We start from the raw sequence: 17,018 nt of genomic DNA, 5'->3' as shown, positions 1-17,018 counted from the left end.
TTACGCTGTTAAGTACAATTTAAATCTGTTTCAAAATAATAAGAAACAACTTCAGAACTGCTTATTAAGAGGCTGAGTTTAAAACAGCACGTTCTACTTTGATTGATATTGTTGATCACCATCTTACTAGTTGAAGGTAAACAGTAGGAGTTATGTACATCTACTTATAACTTTACCAAGCACTACGTAACGATTTGCACCAAACTGTAAACGATGCCTGAGTTCAATAAAAATAATGCTAAGTTGATTGATGTAAACAAAATTTTTGAGCACTTTGAGCTTATCTAGAGTTTGCATAGCTAACGCGCACTTCAATGAATACGCTTAAATCAATACATAGCATTGAACTGTAAATTTTTATTGGCATGAAGGGAAGAATTATGAGTTATCAATCTATTAACCCATTTACCAATACTGTATACAAAGAATATCCATCACACCAACAACAAGATATTGATCGTGCTTTGGATTCAGCCGAATCTATTCTTAAATCGGATTGGGTAAAAAATGTAGATGATCGCGTAAAAGTTTTACAACGTTTGGCAGCATTATTTAGAGAGAAAAAGAGTGAATTAGCCAAACTCATTACTTTAGATATGGGTAAGCTCATTGAACAAAGTGAAGGTGAAATCGAATCCTGTGCTCAAATTGCTGAGTACTATGCAAAAAATACTGAACAATTTCTGAAATCAGTCCCCTATAAAACTGAGTTAGGCGAAGCTTGGGTGGAGCATCATCCATTAGGTATTATCATGGCTGTTGAACCATGGAATTTCCCATTTTATCAATTGGTCCGTGTATTCGCACCAAACTGTGGTATTGGAAATCCTGTATTGGCCAAACATGCAGGTATCGTTCCACAATGTGCTGAAGCATTTGAAAAACTCGTATTAGAAGCAGGAGCGCCTAAAGGTGTTTGGACCAATCTATTTATCAATACCGATCAAGTCGCAGATATTATTGCAGACAAACGTGTGCGCGGTGTTGCATTAACTGGTTCAGAAGGAGCAGGTAGTGCGGTCGCTGCGCAAGCAGGCAAACACATTAAAAAGTCTACGCTTGAATTGGGTGGGAATGATGTCTTTATTGTGTTGGATGATGCGGACTTAAATAAAGCGATTGAGATTGGTTGTAAAGCGCGTGTAAATAATACAGGGCAGGTGTGTACTGCAGCAAAACGATTTATTTTGCATAAAGACATCGCTGATCAGTTTAGAACGGGTTTGGTTGAAGCATTTAAAGCACTCAAAATTGGCGACCCGTTAGATCGTAGTACCACATTGGGACCACTCTCATCGGAAAGTGCGCTTAAAAACTTGATTAAACAAGTGGATAAAGCAGTTCAGCAGGGTGCAATTTTGGTTATCGGTGGCAAAGCAATTGAACATGATGGTTATTTCTATGAGCCGACAATTTTAGAAAATATTAGTCGAGATAATGAAGCTTGGTACGAAGAATTCTTTGGGCCAGTTGCTCAGATTTATGTTGCGGAAAATGAGGATGAAATCGTTGAAATCGCCAATGACTCTAATTATGGTCTTGGAGGTGTAATTCATTCTCAAGACCTAGAGCGTGCAAAAAAATTAGCTTCGAGAATTGAAACAGGAATGGTGTGGATCAATTGGTTAACAGATACTGCTCCAGAATTACCATTTGGTGGCGTAAAGAATTCTGGTTATGGTCATGAACTCGCAGATTTAGGTTTTCAGGAATTTGTACAAAAAAAATTAGTGGTGGTGAAACAATAAAGTCTTTGAAATAAAGCGATCTTCGGGTCGCTTTATTATTTGGAGTCTAATATTAAATGGTGGTATTCACCTGCGCCTTTTATCTTAATATGATGTATTTCATCAAACCCCTCTTGAAAATCAGGTACTTCTAACTTCTTATATGTTGCTCGAACACCGACTTCAGGAATATTGGCTTTACCGCTTCGTTGACCATTGCGTTCTAGCGTACTTTTCAAATCTGTTTCAAAGTAATATGAAATCACTTCAAAGCCTGCTAATTTAGCACGTTGAATATAACGAGCACGGTCTGCTTTGGTTGGGTTGGTATTGTCGATCACCGTTTTGGTTTTAGAGGCTAGACATGCTTCAAAGATCATGTTTTCCCGATGGCGAGTTTTTAGCATGTCTAAGTTAATTCTTAAATGTGAATGCGCCAAATGTAAAAGATAGTAGCTTGATTTGCCTGAAGCTTGAACTCCAGTGAAGATGATCAGTTGCATGGTTCAATTACATTAAAAGTATAAAGCTGAATTAAATCACGGCTTAGACTTTGCTACAATTCAGGTATAAGTCTAATAAATCCAAATAAAATAATGTATCGTCAAAGTCTAATTATCGCGCTAAGCATATTTATCTTCAGTCAGCTCACCGCATGTCAAAATTATTATTTAAGTCAGCCCAATGAACCTACTGAAGCGGCCTTGGTTGCCAACTCGTATAAAAATGGTTTAAGTGCTGAAATCGAGTTGGATTATCTCAGCGTATTTCAAAATCTGAGACAAGCATATCGGCGATGTATCGGTTTCACACGTGATGATGACCTAGTCTTTACTGAAAACAAGCTTGAAGAGCATATTGAAATGGCAACCCTATTTGCTCGAACAGAACGTGGTGAATACGTTCATAAGGCAACTGTAGAAAAGCTATCACCTACGTTGACAAGATTTACCTTGTATTTGCCTCAACGTTATCCTTTTCCCAATGCACGTTTTGAACAGGATATTAAACGAGCATTGGGCAAAGATGAATACTGTAATATTTAAACCTTGTTAAGCCCCATCTGAACTCATTTGTTCAGGATATTCCTTGCGTTTACCACCTTCATAGCTTGCAAAACGGGGTGTTTCACGTGAAAACGTTGGAGCATCACTTGGCCAAGGCCAGTCACCAAAATGGGTCTCACGATATCGTTTGAATGCAACATCAAGTTCTTCTTTGCTGTTCAATACAAAAGGCCCTCGCATTGCAACTGGTGCACCAATAGGTTCACCTTCTAACCATAAGATTCTCGCTTCTTGATCACCTGCTTCAATTTGAATTTCGGTGTCAGCTTTAAGCTCTACAAGATGTTTGAATTGAATGGTTGAATCAGCAATATTTAAAGTTGAACCCTGATAGAAGTAAGCAAATCGAGTGGAGGTCGCGGTGGTAGCTGGAATTTCAAGATGTGCGCCAGCTTCTAAAGTAATTAAGTATATATTCACTTTATTTTCTGCTGCAGCTGCCCAAGAATGTGGTGGGCGACTTAATGCATTTTGATTTTGATATTGTCCTGAAATAACTCGTACATCAATGCTGCGAGACTGGTGATCAGTCGCTTTCACATGTGGAATTTGTTCACGCCAAAACATTTTATAATCAGCAGGTTGTTTTTTTTGTTCTGGAGATGAGTTAAACCAAATTTGAAATAATTCAAAAGGATTCTCTCGATCCTGATGAATTAACGGGAACATTTCACAGTGTTCAACACCATTTCCCGTACTTAGCCATTGCACATCACCTGCAGCATATCGTCCACCATTACCCAAGGAATCAAAATGATCGACATAACCTTGTTCCACTAAAGTAATGGTTTCAAAACCTGTGTGTGGATGTTCGGGAAAGCCGGGAACAACACTACCATAATACATATTGAATTCTTGATTGATTGCAGGATGAACTGGTCCCATTTCAGCATTCCCGGCAGGATAGTGATCAATATGATGAGCAGTAAAGATGAAAGGATCTTTTAAATCTAAACGAAAAGTAATAGGAGTTATATTATAGATGGGTGAGGTAGACATGCCGACTCCATGATATCTGAATTATTTAAGATCCAAATTAAAGAGAAATCCCTCACTCCACCATCTCTATTTTGTGAGAATAATGTATATCAATCCTCGGCTTGATTATTTTCTGTAGATGATCCGGACTGAGTCAAAAGCATACTGGCTAATTTCACCATTTCACCTTGGATATTACCCATTTGCTTTTCTAAAGCTGCAAAATCGATGTTGTTTAAATTCACTTGGCCGTTTAGTAATGGTGAAGCTAATACATTTTCATTTGCCGTTAAAATATTCGAACGAATCTGGGAAATTTCTTGGCTTTTTAGGTCAAGTCCTGTCAACGCATCGTTAAAGCCCAGTAATTGAGATTTTAAACTTTGCACTGACTGATCTAACTTTTGTGGATCTTTATTATTTACAGCTTCTTCTAAATCAGATTGTAGGTGTTGAATTTGCTCAATATATCCACCTGCTTTAAGTTGTACATCTGCCACATCACGCACAATATAAAACATATTGCCTGATTTTAAGTCAGTAGGATCAGTGACTTGGACAGGGGAAGATTCTTCAACATTAGCTGCTGTTGTTTCCTTTTCTTGATCGTGTTGGGTTTGCGGCTGACAACCTAACATCACGAGACCGAAGCCAAATAATGCAAAAGGGGTAACAATGCTTTGAAATACTTTCATTAATAAAACCAAATCGTTAATCACTTCATTCCAAGATACGATACAAATATGAGTTAAATCTGAATATTTGCAAAGCAATAACAAAAATTTTGATGTGAAAGAGTAACTTATGATTTTGACAGATTAATGAAGATATTTATTGAATTGAATAAGAAATAATCAAGTGACAAGATCGTCACTTGATCTTGATGAGATTATTTCGCCAGTTCAGCATTAATTGCATCAACAATACGCGCATCATCTGCAGTGATGTCTGGTGCAAAACGAGCAACGACTTCCCCTGTTTTTGAAACTAAGAATTTCTCAAAATTCCATAATACTTCAGGGGGATTATTAGGCGTTAAACCATAATCAACCAGATCTTTCCACCAAGGCCCCTCACCAATACGCTCTGGAATGGCATTTGTTAAAGTTTCATATAGCGGATGTTTATTCTCCCCAACCACTGGAATTTTCGCAAAAAGAGGGAAGTCCACTTGATAATTCACTGAACAAAATTGTTCAATCTCTTCATTGCTTCCTGGTTCTTGTTCAAGAAAGTCATTGGAAGGAAAACCAAGAATTTCGAAACCTTGTTGTTTTTTTTCACTATAGAGTTTTTGCAGACCTTCGTACTGTGGCGTAAGGCCGCATTTAGATGCTACATTCACGATCAATAATACTTTGCCTTCGTATTGTGATAAATCAACAGGCTGCCCCTGAATTGTATTTACTGGAATGTTATAAACTGAAGCCATTTCAATGTCCTAATCATAAAGTACTTAAAATATGTAGATTGAAAATACCATGGCATATAGATCTCACCAAGGTGTCTACAGTGAAAAAAAACAGGCCTGACGGCCTGCTTTATGAGTTAAGATTTTGTCCCGACTTGGTTTTTAAGATTCTGCATGTCCTGTAACAAGCTTTGTTGTAACTCAACAGCTTTCTTTTGTAGTTCAGTGATTTCATTCATATCAGGCTTTTCTTTAACACCTGCTTCTGCGAGGTCCAATCCAAGCTCATTCGATTCTTTCATTTTATCTCGAAGAGATGCACCTTCAGTACTTTTGAGCGCAAGTTTGTCGAGATCATCATTAAATTGATCCACATAGTTATCCATCTTCTCAACCACTGCGTCTAATTCAGCTTTATTATTGTTTTGCGCAGCTTGTGTCACTTCGTTTTGAAATGCCAAAGCCTCTTGAGCTTTTGTATTTGAAATTTGATCCAGTAAATCTAAGTCATGTTGAATATCTGCATTTACATTGGTACTTAATGTATTGCTTTGAACTGTTTCAGCGGCAGTAGGTGAGGATTGATCGTTAGACTTTTTATCACAAGCGGTTAGAAAAACAGCTGTAGTGCATAGTGATGCAATGAGAAGTTTTTTCATAATTTATCCTTTTTATATGCTCGGTTCAATGCACTCACATTCACGATGAAGCACATTAAAAAATATTCAGTTAACCCGTTGATGGGAAAATTCAAGCATTTACGATCTCATAGCTCACACACAGCTTCTAGTGTTGTTTTGTAGAGGAATCCCTGTAAAAAAGTGAAAAGTGTTTTAAAATAGAACAGCACTCTACTTAATTTTTTAAGTAAAAATCTCAGACTTAGATGGCTGTTCTGCAGTCATTAACAATGAAGGGGGAGTGTGTTTCATGGAATGAAAAAGTCTAAAAATTGATGAAAACTTGATCTTAACGATTAAATAAAAATTAGGATGAAAATATGACATTTGAAAAAAAGCATTTGCTCTGGGCTTTATCATTGCCAGTCATTGCTGTATTGATTTGGTCGTTGAATATAGCCATTACACGATATGTTGCAGAGTATATTTCACCTGTCAGTATTAGTTTTTATCGTTGGATTATTGCCTTTTTGATTTTAACACCCTTTATCCTGCCTAAAGTCATCAAACAGCGTACTTTGGTACGACAAAATATAGTGAAATTAGCAGTGCTGAGTGCATTTGGTATGGTGCTTTATCAGGGGTTAGCTTACACCGCAGCACATTACACGACTGCAACCAATATGGGCATAATTAATGCCTTTATTCCAATTTTCACCATTTTTGTTTCACTGATGATTTTAAAAGAGTTTCCAACTCGATTTGCAGTGGTGGGTAGTATTTTATCATTTATCGGGCTGATTTATGTCATCGGTCAGGGGCGTCTAGATACACTGATGCATCTGGGTGGGCATTGGGGCGACATGATTATGATCGTCGCGGTATTCTTCTATGCTTTTTATGGTGTATTTCTCAAAAAGTGGCAACTCGAGCTCCCTTTAATGATTAGTCTTTATATTCAGATTGGTTTTGCAGTGTTGTACCACTTACCATTCGTTGCCGTATTGGGGCTCGATGCAATTGATCTGGATAACGGCTTGAGTGTGTTATATGCGGGAATTTTCCCTTCGATTATTGCGCCGTTAGTATGGATGTTGGCTGTTCAACATTTAGGCCCAAATCGTACCAGCATCTTTATGAACTTAATGCCAATCTTTACCGCTATTATTGCTTATGTCTGGTTAAAAGAAGCATGGACGATTTATCACAGTTTAGGCGGAATCGTGATTTTGATAGGTATTGCTTTAGCACAGAAAAAACTTCATTCATAAAGGCTAAGAGTGTTTAAAAAACAGACAATCGATTTATTTTTTTATTATACTTAAAATCTATAAAAGCTTATTGATCTAAATTAACTATCATTAGGCTTTTTAAAAAGTAAAATTAATAATTAAAAATAGGTACTTAATTATATCAATTGAACTAATAATTAATCTTTATAAGAAAAATGATGATTTGAAACTCTAAGTCTTAGTAATTGTGTAATATTTTTTTTTGTAGCATAATATGCGTACTGCAGAGAAAGCGATAATACACTCTTTTTCTGTACAGATGAATTTCTGAACCCTCTGGATGTGATTAGCACATCCTTTTATATGCTCAGTCAATACCTTTATGACTGAGCTTTTTTTTGTCTTAAATAATAAGTTTTAAGTCTCAGCATATCATGCTTTTTAAGCACGAATGACATCACCTGTTTCTGCATCTAATATTCGGCTAGGTTCTTGGCTCAGGCCTAAATCTCCATTTAAATAATTTAATTCAGCACCAAAGTACTGATTGACTTCTTGCAATGAGCGAGCGGGGTCTAAACCAGCAGGATTTGCACTGGTTGAAACAATGAACCCATCAAATGCGTTACACAGTGCGATGCAAAGAGGATGGTTGGTGACTCGGATAGCAACCTTAGGATGTTTGCCTCGAATCCAAAGTGGTATTTGCTCATCAGCTGGGAGAAGCCATGTGGTGGCGCGATCTTGATAAGATGTTTGTGACCAACTTTCAATCACCGCATCACGGCGGTCTTGAGGCAGCTTTGATAATAAATGTTCAACCTGACTGACTTGACCAGCCAGTAAGATCACCCCTTTTTCGATAGGGCGCTGTTTTAATCTTAAAATTTCTTTAAAAGCATTTTCATTAAAAGGGTCGCAACCTAAGCCCCATACTGCTTCTGTAGGATAAGCCAAAACATGACCTTGTTTTAGACATTGAGCAGCCTCAGCAACTGAGGTTGTTAACATAAGCGTTCACCATTCTCTTGATTGAAAAGACTATTGTGAACCTTAATTTTAATTACGGCAACGTAGGTATAACCCAGATTGTTGAATACAGCGTCCTAAAAGTTCTAACTCCATCAAGTGGCTGGTGAGTGTCGCTGTGTCTAAATCAAGGGTAGCTGCAATTTGATCGAGATCGCGTCCAACCCAATCTAATTGTTGAAATACAGCTAACAAATGTATAGGAATCGAATGCTCATCATCCTCATGCTTCTCTAGCTTTGGATGGACTACTGAATGAACTATTTCGTCATTTTGGAACTCATTAGGATTGTTTTTTCGTAACAGAGATGCTTGTTGATGCTGCCATTGAGTCGGCAGGGCTAAATCTTCAATGATCTGATCAGGATGATCAACTAAGATGGCACCTTCACGAATCAACTGATGGCAACCTTGATGAAATTCACTATAAATATGACCTGGAATCGCAAAGGTCGTTTTACCTTGATTTGCAGCAGCTTGGGCCGTAATTAATGAACCACTGCCCAATTGAGCTTCCGCTACCAATATCCCTAAACTTAAGCCACTTACAATTCTATTTCTGCGTGGAAAATTATGCTGAAGCGGTTTTGTCCCGGGTAAAAACTCAGAAATGATGGTCCCGTTCTGCTTCAAGATTTGATCATGTAATGGGCGATTTTGTGATGGGTAAATTAAATCTAACCCTGTGCCGATAACGGCGATTGTTCTGCCATGTTGCAAAGCACCCTGATGGGCTGCTTCATCAATGCCTTGTGCTAGGCCACTCGTGATATAAAAACCTTGATCACTCAGATAATACGCAAAATCATATGCGACTTGTTTGCCATGTGGACTTGGTTTACGGCTTCCAACAATGGCAATTTGTGCTTCAGATAAATGTTGTGCTTTACCTTTCCCAAATAAAATTGGGGGGCGGTCATGATAGGGCAACAATTGCTGAGGATAGTCTGGATCTTGCTCAGTGAGCATAAAATCAGAATGTTGATGAATTTGATGCAGAATTCGCTCAAATTCTTGTTGCTGTTGATCAGAGAAAAATTGAGATGCACGCTCGATATGGTTTTTATGTAAGTTGAGCTGATGCCATTGATTTAGATGATTTTTCTGTACAGCATCTTGAGCTGAACCAAAATGCTGAACAAGTTTTTGATAAGCACTGAGTGAATGTTGAACGAGGTACCAGAGTTTAATATAAGCCAACTGATGGTCGTTAATCTCGTTCAACATATCCGCACCTAATTTTAATTTTCAACCATTGGTGATGGTTCTAATACAGCACCTACTTTAATTGGAAGTGCGCTGTCTAGCACGTAAGCGTAACTTAATTGATCGAAAGTTTTAAAAATCATTAAATTGCCCACACGCTGATTAGGCAGTTGAATATTTTCTTTGGTCTTCGGGTCTTTAACCACTTCGCCTTGTTGGAAAATACTTAACACGTGACCATTTTTTGCACCGTGAACGTTTCCTCGGTTAATGGTGACAACACTATGTTGAGCTGCTGTACCAATAGAACCCATAACACGAATCACTTGACCGCCTGGCTGAATATCCGTTGTTGCCGTTGGATAGAAGAGACTTGGTAATTCATTTTGAAATTTAGGTAAAACGTAATCACCGCGACGAACTTCGGCATTAAAACTTTGTTTAAGCTCTAAAGTTGAAATTTCATTTTCGTTGGCAACAGCGACTGCAGTAGCTACCTCAATCAGTTCAAGTGCACCTGTGTATTTTTTCCCTTTTTCATCTAAGAAAACATACGGTTCAGCTTCACGATAAACACCGTAGCTTTGTCCAGGGTTAATCCCTTGACCACGTGCATAAACTGTTTGACCTTCCCCAGCAACGATACGACGATCTGCCGAACCGAGAATATAAGGTGTGCTTTGCAAAGAATCAGGCGCAACGATAATACTTCTTTCTAGCCAAGGTTGAATATCATCCAAGGGAATAATTGGAATGGTATTCCCTAAGCTTTCAACACGTACTTGAGGTTTTAGATTGATAGCACCAAGATGACGACGAATAACGCCTTCACAACCGTCACCTTCATCTTTACCAATCAGTGGACGCCCATCTAATGTACAGAGTAGTAAGCGATCACCCGGGTAGATCCAGTGTGGATTTTTGACATGTTTATTGGATGCCCAAATTTCTTTCCAACGCCAAGGTGAGCGCAAAAATTTACCTGAAATATCCCACAAAGTGTCGCCTTTTTTGACCACATAAACGTGAGGAGCACCGGCCTTAATCGATGGTGGGCTTACATTTGGACTGGCTTGTGTCATTTGCGCGGTAAACAAGCCCGCACTAATGCAAATTGCAAGTGAAAGGCAGTGTTTCTTTAACCCCAGAGCATGTGAAAAAGCCATGCCATTGAAAACCTTTTTCATTATCATAATTCCTAAAATTATGTATCTATTTGCGCTATAATACGCATATTACACGTATTATTTGATGAAGCATTAACTTCATTTAATTTTTAAGATCAATGGCATAGCCGGTGAGGAGCAGCATGGCCTTATTACCAATTTTAAGTTTTCCTGATCCCCGTTTGCGTACTATTGCCAAACCTGTAGAGGAAGTGACGGATGAAATTCGTCAACTTGCTGCAGACATGTTTGAAACCATGTATGAAGCACCAGGTATTGGTCTAGCTGCAACCCAAGTTGATCATCATATTCAGCTTATCGTCATGGACTTGTCTGAAGATAAAAATCAGCCGATGGTTTTTATTAATCCTAAAGTCACCCCATTAACTGAAGATACCCAACCTTATGAAGAGGGTTGTCTATCAGTTCCACAAATATACGATAAAGTTGAGCGTCCGTCACGCGTCAAAATTGACGCAATTAACTTAGAAGGGCAAGCTTTTGAATTAGAAGCTGATGGTCTTTTGGCAGTATGTATCCAGCACGAAATGGATCATCTGAACGGAAAATTATTTGTTGATTATTTATCTCCTTTAAAACGCCAAAGAGCGCGTGAAAAGGTAGAAAAAGTCGTTCGTCAGCGTCAAAAAGAAAAAGTTGCTGTAAAGCGTTAATTTTCTAAGAACTTTAAATATATTGATAAAGCCCAATTTCGATTGGGCTTTGTTATAATTGCTCAAATTTTATTTGGAATGACAATTTGTTCCGCAATGGGTTGCTGCTGAGTTTCGCAGCAGTATTATTACAGATCGCTGTTTTTCTTCAGCCTTTGCTTCCAGCGCAATATCAAATTGCGCCGGTCTGCGAAACGATCACCCGTGCCTTATTCGAACAGCCTAATCATTCTAGTATTACAACGCTCGTTCATCATGCTCATCATGTTTCCACTTCACATGCGTTACATGAACATCATGAGTCTAAGCGCTATGTTGAATCCTCGCATAGTGGGCACGATCATCATGATCCAAACCATCAATGCCAATACTGTACTGTATTTGGTAATTTGATTTTGCCACCTGAGCTGAATGTGAAAGAAGTTTTTGTACGTTTGAATATACGTTTGATCGCATTCCAAAAAGCGTTCAAACATATTTATTTCGACTTACAGCGTTTATTCCTTTTACCTCAAGGTCGGGCACCACCACTCTTTTCTTAAATATTGTCTTTATTTTTAGGGTCTTGAATGACTCTAGCATTGTCATATTTAAATTTTGAGTGAATATATCATGGCTCAGCCAAAATTCTATTTACAGCCACTAGCGGCTGCGATTTCTATTGCCTTTATTTCGCAAACTTCATTTGCTGAAGTCCAATCTACAACTTTAAATCCAACACCTGATACACACACGACGAACTTAGCGCCAATTGTTGCTACAGCTCTACAAGGTAATGATGCTAATGGCTTGATTGTACGTGCAAACCCGAAGCAACCCATTCAGCCTATTCCTGCGTCGGATGGCGCAGATTACTTACAAAGTATTGTAGGGTTTAGCAGCGTAAATAGTGGTGCAGGTACGAACGGTGATGTGACCTTTCGTGGAATGTTTGGATCACGAATCAAAATTCTAACAGATGGAACTGAAAATTTAGGCGCATGCCCGAGTCGTATGGATTCACCGACTTCGTATATCTCACCTGAGAGCTATGATCGAATCTCGGTGATTAAAGGTCCCCAAACTGTCCAGTACGCCAACACAGGTTCAGCAGCAACAGTGATTTTCGAGCGACGCCCAGAACAATTGAATGATGAAAAAAATTATCGAGGTCAGGCAAGTGTATTAATGGGCTCTTTTGGGCGTTTAGACCAAAATATTGAGGCAGCGGTAGGAGATGAACAAAAATATATTCGAATCAATAGCAACCGATCAGTCTCAAATAGTTATCAAGATGGTAATGGGGCGACCGTACCATCAGATTGGAAACGATGGAATGCAGATTTAGCATTGGGCTGGACACCTAATGCAGATACATGGATCGAGTTAACTGGCGGTAAGGCTGATGGTGAGGCTGTATATGCTGGGCGAGATATGGATGGTTCTAAATTTGCCCGCGAGAGCTTGGGATTAAGATTTGAGAAAAAGAATCTCTCAGAGGTAGTTAAAAAAGTTGAGGCGCAAGTCAATTACAACTTTAATGATCATGTGATGGATAATTTTAGTTTGCGTGATGTTGATGGCGCGGATCGCGCTATGAATGTGACACGTCGTACTTTGAATGCACGTTTAGCCACAACGATGAAGTGGGATAAAGCAATATTCATTACGGGTGTTGATACTCAGAATAATCAACATGCTGGTGGAATGTATCATTCAAGCATGCCAATGATGAATACTCCACTGACAGAGGATATGAAGTTTCAATCTTATGGTGGGTTCACTGAATTATCATATCCATTGAATGATCATAATAAGTTGGTCACAGGTGTTCGGGTTGATCAAGTTAAGATTAAAAACTTAAAAATGGTTCAAGAACGTCAGGAAACATTACCAAGTGGTTTTATACGGTTTGAAAATCAGCATCCAGAGCATGATGCTAAAACCTATGTTGGTCTAGGCTATGTAGAGCGCGTACCAGATTATTGGGAGTTGTTTAAGACAGATTATCAAGGCAATGCTGTTGCTACCTTCAAGGATTTAGAAACAGAAAAAACCTTACAGTTGGATGTTGGATACCAACATAATCACGGGGCATTCAGTTCATGGGCATCAGCTTATGCTGGTTTGATCGATGATTTCATATTATTGAATTATGACCCAGCAAAAATGACTGGTCATGGTAAAAATGCTGCTGATTCTAGAAATGTCGATGCGACAATCGCAGGGGCAGAAGCTGGTGTAGGTTATCAATTTACCGATGCTGTTCAGGCAGATCTTAGTGCGATGTATGCTTGGGGAAAAAACACAACTGATCATCAACCTTTACCTCAAATATCACCGTTGGAAGCACGTGTAAATTTAAGATATGTGCAAGAGCGTTTTAACTTAGGTTTATTGTGGCGTGTGGTAGATGGGCAGGATCGTGTCAGTATTAATCAAGGTAATATTGTAGGTAAGGACTTTAAAACGAGTTCAGGTTTCTCGACGCTGTCTTTAAATGGTACTTATCAAATTCATCAAGGTGTTGATTTGAGTATTGGAATTGATAATGTTCTGGATAAAGTTTATACGGAACACTTAAATAAAGCAGGTAGTGCTGGATTTGGTTTTGCACAGAATGAGCAATTTAATAATATAGGACGTAATTATTGGGCGCGTGTGAGTATGAAGTTCTAGTCATATTCAGTTTATTTGACGTATTAAGCCTAACACCCATTTAGATCGCCGTCTGAATGGGTGTTTTCTTTAAAATTGTCAGACATAAAATATGAATGTCCTTAAATGATATTGTGATGAGGTTATCATTATTTTAAAAATAATAAAAAAAGAAGTAATGGATAATAAAATGACAACAATGAGTCAAGTTCATCAACTACATGGTCGTAAAGTAAAATTTGATTTCAATCATATTCCAAAGCATTGGATTGAAAATGACCCTGTTTCCACCCATATGTTGAATACAGCACATATGATTTTACCTGCGGGTGAGTTTTGGTTTTGCCGTGTATTTAATAAAGCTTTACCGTTCGTCAAAGACGAACAATTAAAAGCTGACGTGAAAGGTTTTATTCAGCAAGAAGCGATTCATGGTCGTACTCATCAACATGCACAAGTTTATTTTGATCAACATGGATTAGATGTAAAGCCGTTCATTCAACGCATGCATTATCTTTTTGAAATCCTTTTGGGAGAAAATCCAGTAGGTATCAAAATGATGAAAAAAGTGGTTGGTGAAAAACGTTGGTTAATCTTCCGACTGGGTGTGATTGCAGCCATTGAGCACTATACTGGTGTGGCAGGGCAGTGGAGCTTGGACAATACTTCATTGGATAAAGCCGATCCAATCATGGCTGATCTATTCCGTTGGCATCTTGCTGAAGAAGTTGAACATCGTACGGTTGCGTATGATTTGTTTAAACATATGTTTGAATCAGAGTTTAATTTCCAAATTTCAAAAAATGCTTTGATGACCTTTATCTTCCCTATTATGGCAGCGGTTTGGGTTGAAGGCGGCAAAACAATTTTGAAACAAGATAAAGATGCAGGTAAGTTTAGACATATGGGTACTTTAAGACTCATTATGCAAATGGAAAAAATTAGTCGTAAGACCGATCATATTCCTACCTTCAGTCATTTAACTTTAGCTACTATCCGTTGGTTTAGTCCAAAGTTTCATCCAGTGCAAGAAGGTAATACTCAACAAGCTTTGGATTATCTAGCACGCTCTCCATCAGCACTTCGAGCTGAGCAAGAGGCAACATTAAAAATGGCTTAAAAATATACATGCAAAAAACCGAGCCTTAGCTCGGTTTTTTATTTATTGATGCATACTTGCCAGCTGTTTTCCTGCATTTTGATATAAATCGAGAGCTTGTTCTTGTTGTGATCGCCCTTTACGCTGTAAATAAAGATCAAGCTTTGGTATTTTTTTTGCGCCAGCATAAATCACAGTATTTTTGGTCAGTAGATACAGTGGATACCACGGCAGTATTCGAGGCTTAAGCCCTAAATTTTTCATTTTTTTACGGCCCATAAAGATTTGGGTAACATCTAAGTGATTCTGGTAGGCTTTCTTCTGCATGAAACGTTTAAAATGTTTATATTCGCGTTCAAATGGTTCTTTGGATAGGCTTACTGCAAGCTGACGACTACTTTCATCCACTTGAGGGTGAGCATAATTCATCCATTGCAATAATTTCCAGCCTTCAGACTCTTTATCAATCAGCCAGTGTTCGTCAACACCCATCAACCAGCCTGTATATTTCCAAAAATGCATAATCGCATCGACTTCACTTTTAGTTGGAAAAATACCGATTGCTCGAATACCTAAAAGCATTACACCGCTGAAAGCAATATTTGTCATTGCCTGATCATATTGGTTAATCGGCATTCCCCAAATATCCCAGTCCCAATCTTTAGATTTTTTTAGATGGTAGCGAACTAAAGAATGGATGAAACGCACAAAAATTGTTGAAGTAAAGCCATCATTAAAGCGTTGAAATCCGTTCGGCTTAGTAACATCTAGCCACCATTTATGCGTTTCTGCTAAGCGCTTGCCTGCATATTTGCTTAGAGCACCTGTTAAAATTAAAGGTTGATTAAAGCCAGGGTATTGATATCCAGTCATTAGCGCGAGATCACGCATAATAAAAGTGACATTCGAGCCTAAACGATGTGTGAATTGAATTGCACGATCAATTTTTTCTTGATCGAACCAAACAGGCTGTTGTTCCACGAGATCAAAGAATGCTTTGATTTCAGGGACTGGTTTGGGAAGAGCATCTAAGCCTTGATATAAGGCTGTTTCAAAAAGCTTTCGATTTTCGCGTGGATTGGTCATCACCCAATCCATTAAGCGATCCATCGGCACATCACCCGTATGTAAACTTTCATTTAACTCTAAATATTCAGCATAAGTTGGAATGAAGTTTTGATCGGTCATTTTGTGTAGAAGCTTGGACAATAGATCGCTACGCTTCATTCGCTCATATGAAGCCATACGTTTTGGAATGCTAAAATTTGACATGGTGTAATTAATCTGGTTATTGTTTGATCAAAGATTAATATGAATATTTATTCGCATTCAATTCGCATTATTAGAATGGCAGCTATGAGAAAAAGACCACAACAACAAAGAGCAAAGCTGGTAGTCGATAGTATTTTGGAAGCGACTCTGATATGCATTTCTGAAATGGGCCTAGATCAAGTCACTACGCCAAAAATATCTGAAAAATCAGGGGTGAGCGTAGGCTCTATCTATCAATATTTCGAAAATAAAGATCAGATAATTTTAGAATTGTTACGCCGTAAGAGTGAAAACTTAGGTTTGTCACTTAAAGCGCTGGCGATGAATCAAGAAGAAATGGATTTAAAAACCTTAGTCGATGTTAGTCTTCAATTCGGATTTGATGTAATGAGAGAAGATAATGGTTTCTTCTTTGAAGTCCTCAAGCATTGGCATGGCTATAACAATTCAGAAGCAGCAAAGGTTTTAGAAAAGCATTTTTTTGAAGTTGGTTTATATGTATTTAATCGTTTTTATCGTCATTGGGACTTTGAAACACTCAAGCATAAATCTTTTGTGATTATTAATAGTACCTTGTTCACAATGATGAGGTTTGTAAGCAACAATGATTTTCTTATTTCAGAACAACAGCTTAAGCGGGAATTAAGTGCAATGATTTTGTCTTATTTAGACAGTGACAAGAGTTAAAGGTTTATACAAATAAAAATTGTATATAAAAAACATATAGTTAATGTGTCATTGGTTTATTAACTATACAAACAAATAGAAAAGATTGAAAAAGTAGTTGCGTAAGAAAATAAATAGCCTATAATGCACATCCATCGGCGGTGATGTTGATTAAAACTTGTTGAAAAACAAGGATTTAGCTGAATAGGTTGGATCTAAGTTTTGAGAATGAGT

16 protein-coding genes and 1 pseudogene are annotated in these 17,018 nt (G+C 38.1%); 8 read left to right on the top strand and 9 right to left on the bottom strand.

Translation table 11 applies throughout. The features are described from left to right. The first annotated feature begins 380 nt into the window (after positions 1 to 380). The gene (locus AC1M86_RS12570; protein WP_481608090.1) at positions 381 to 1,748 is read left to right on the top strand and encodes an NAD-dependent succinate-semialdehyde dehydrogenase; all 1,368 of its coding nucleotides are present in this window, start codon (positions 381 to 383) and stop codon (positions 1,746 to 1,748) included. 35 nt (positions 1,749 to 1,783) lie between these two features. On the opposite strand, the gene AC1M86_RS12565 is transcribed toward AC1M86_RS12570, so the two are convergent. Further along, the gene (locus tag AC1M86_RS12565; RefSeq protein WP_481608089.1) at positions 1,784 to 2,230 is read right to left on the bottom strand and encodes an AAA family ATPase; all 447 of its coding nucleotides are present in this window, start codon (positions 2,228 to 2,230) and stop codon (positions 1,784 to 1,786) included. A 93-nt stretch (positions 2,231 to 2,323) separates the two neighbouring features. On the opposite strand from AC1M86_RS12565, the gene AC1M86_RS12560 reads away from it, so the two are divergent. After that, positions 2,324 to 2,773: a hypothetical protein gene (locus AC1M86_RS12560; RefSeq protein ID WP_179999932.1), complete on the top strand. Its 450-nt coding sequence runs from the start codon at positions 2,324 to 2,326 to the stop codon at positions 2,771 to 2,773. A gap of 6 nt (positions 2,774 to 2,779) precedes the next feature. Here the strand turns inward: AC1M86_RS12560 and AC1M86_RS12555 are convergent, their stop codons facing one another. From AC1M86_RS12555 to AC1M86_RS12540, 4 genes are all read right to left on the bottom strand, one after another. Then, entirely contained in the window at positions 2,780 to 3,793 is a 1,014-nt protein-coding gene (locus tag AC1M86_RS12555; protein WP_481608088.1) for a pirin family protein, read from the bottom strand. 89 nt (positions 3,794 to 3,882) lie between these two features. Beyond that, positions 3,883 to 4,467: a hypothetical protein gene (locus AC1M86_RS12550; protein WP_481608087.1), complete on the bottom strand. Its 585-nt coding sequence runs from the start codon at positions 4,465 to 4,467 to the stop codon at positions 3,883 to 3,885. A gap of 194 nt (positions 4,468 to 4,661) precedes the next feature. After that, a complete protein-coding gene (locus AC1M86_RS12545; RefSeq protein WP_481590704.1) occupies positions 4,662 to 5,204 on the bottom strand; it encodes a glutathione peroxidase in 543 nt (180 codons plus the stop codon). Positions 5,205 to 5,320: 116 nt separating this feature from the next. Further along, positions 5,321 to 5,842, bottom strand: coding sequence for a hypothetical protein (locus AC1M86_RS12540; RefSeq protein WP_092767874.1), 522 nt, complete (start codon positions 5,840 to 5,842; stop codon positions 5,321 to 5,323). Positions 5,843 to 6,183: 341 nt separating this feature from the next. Between AC1M86_RS12540 and AC1M86_RS12535 the strand changes: the two genes are divergently transcribed. Continuing rightward, entirely contained in the window at positions 6,184 to 7,074 is an 891-nt protein-coding gene (locus AC1M86_RS12535) for a DMT family transporter (protein ID WP_481597763.1), read from the top strand. Positions 7,075 to 7,476: 402 nt separating this feature from the next. Here the strand turns inward: AC1M86_RS12535 and tsaC are convergent, their stop codons facing one another. The 3 genes from tsaC to AC1M86_RS12520 are packed head-to-tail and all read right to left on the bottom strand — an operon-like array spanning position 7,477 to position 10,457. Further along, on the bottom strand, positions 7,477 to 8,046 hold the full coding sequence (gene tsaC, locus AC1M86_RS12530) for an L-threonylcarbamoyladenylate synthase type 1 TsaC (RefSeq protein ID WP_481592437.1): 570 nt from the start codon (positions 8,044 to 8,046) through the stop codon (positions 7,477 to 7,479). 48 nt (positions 8,047 to 8,094) lie between these two features. After that, the gene (dprA, locus tag AC1M86_RS12525) at positions 8,095 to 9,291 is read right to left on the bottom strand and encodes a DNA-processing protein DprA (protein WP_481608086.1); all 1,197 of its coding nucleotides are present in this window, start codon (positions 9,289 to 9,291) and stop codon (positions 8,095 to 8,097) included. Positions 9,292 to 9,305: 14 nt separating this feature from the next. Continuing rightward, positions 9,306 to 10,457: a LysM peptidoglycan-binding domain-containing protein gene (locus AC1M86_RS12520; RefSeq protein WP_481608085.1), complete on the bottom strand. Its 1,152-nt coding sequence runs from the start codon at positions 10,455 to 10,457 to the stop codon at positions 9,306 to 9,308. Between the two features lie 122 nt (positions 10,458 to 10,579). On the opposite strand from AC1M86_RS12520, the gene def reads away from it, so the two are divergent. From def to AC1M86_RS12500, 4 genes and pseudogenes are all read left to right on the top strand, one after another. Next, positions 10,580 to 11,110, top strand: coding sequence for a peptide deformylase (gene def / locus AC1M86_RS12515; RefSeq protein WP_035268228.1), 531 nt, complete (start codon positions 10,580 to 10,582; stop codon positions 11,108 to 11,110). A 335-nt stretch (positions 11,111 to 11,445) separates the two neighbouring features. Further along, positions 11,446 to 11,652 (top strand): annotated as a pseudogene (locus AC1M86_RS12510) (DUF2946 domain-containing protein); the annotation flags it as partial. Positions 11,653 to 11,722: 70 nt separating this feature from the next. Beyond that, entirely contained in the window at positions 11,723 to 13,768 is a 2,046-nt protein-coding gene (locus AC1M86_RS12505; RefSeq protein ID WP_481608084.1) for a TonB-dependent copper receptor, read from the top strand. A gap of 169 nt (positions 13,769 to 13,937) precedes the next feature. Next, positions 13,938 to 14,867: a metal-dependent hydrolase gene (locus AC1M86_RS12500; RefSeq protein WP_092768017.1), complete on the top strand. Its 930-nt coding sequence runs from the start codon at positions 13,938 to 13,940 to the stop codon at positions 14,865 to 14,867. A gap of 42 nt (positions 14,868 to 14,909) precedes the next feature. Here AC1M86_RS12500 and AC1M86_RS12495 read toward each other — a convergent pair whose 3' ends face one another. Then, the gene (locus tag AC1M86_RS12495) at positions 14,910 to 16,118 is read right to left on the bottom strand and encodes an oxygenase MpaB family protein (RefSeq protein WP_481590710.1); all 1,209 of its coding nucleotides are present in this window, start codon (positions 16,116 to 16,118) and stop codon (positions 14,910 to 14,912) included. An 84-nt stretch (positions 16,119 to 16,202) separates the two neighbouring features. Here AC1M86_RS12495 and AC1M86_RS12490 point away from each other — a divergent pair, with 84 nt between their 5' ends. Next, positions 16,203 to 16,805, top strand: coding sequence for a TetR/AcrR family transcriptional regulator (locus AC1M86_RS12490; protein WP_035268244.1), 603 nt, complete (start codon positions 16,203 to 16,205; stop codon positions 16,803 to 16,805). The last annotated feature ends 213 nt before the right edge of the window (positions 16,806 to 17,018 follow it).

The organism is Acinetobacter sp. ANC_7654, from assembly GCF_056779855.1.
Note: the sequence above shows the minus strand (reverse complement) of the source record. Positions and strands in the feature narration are given on the sequence as shown.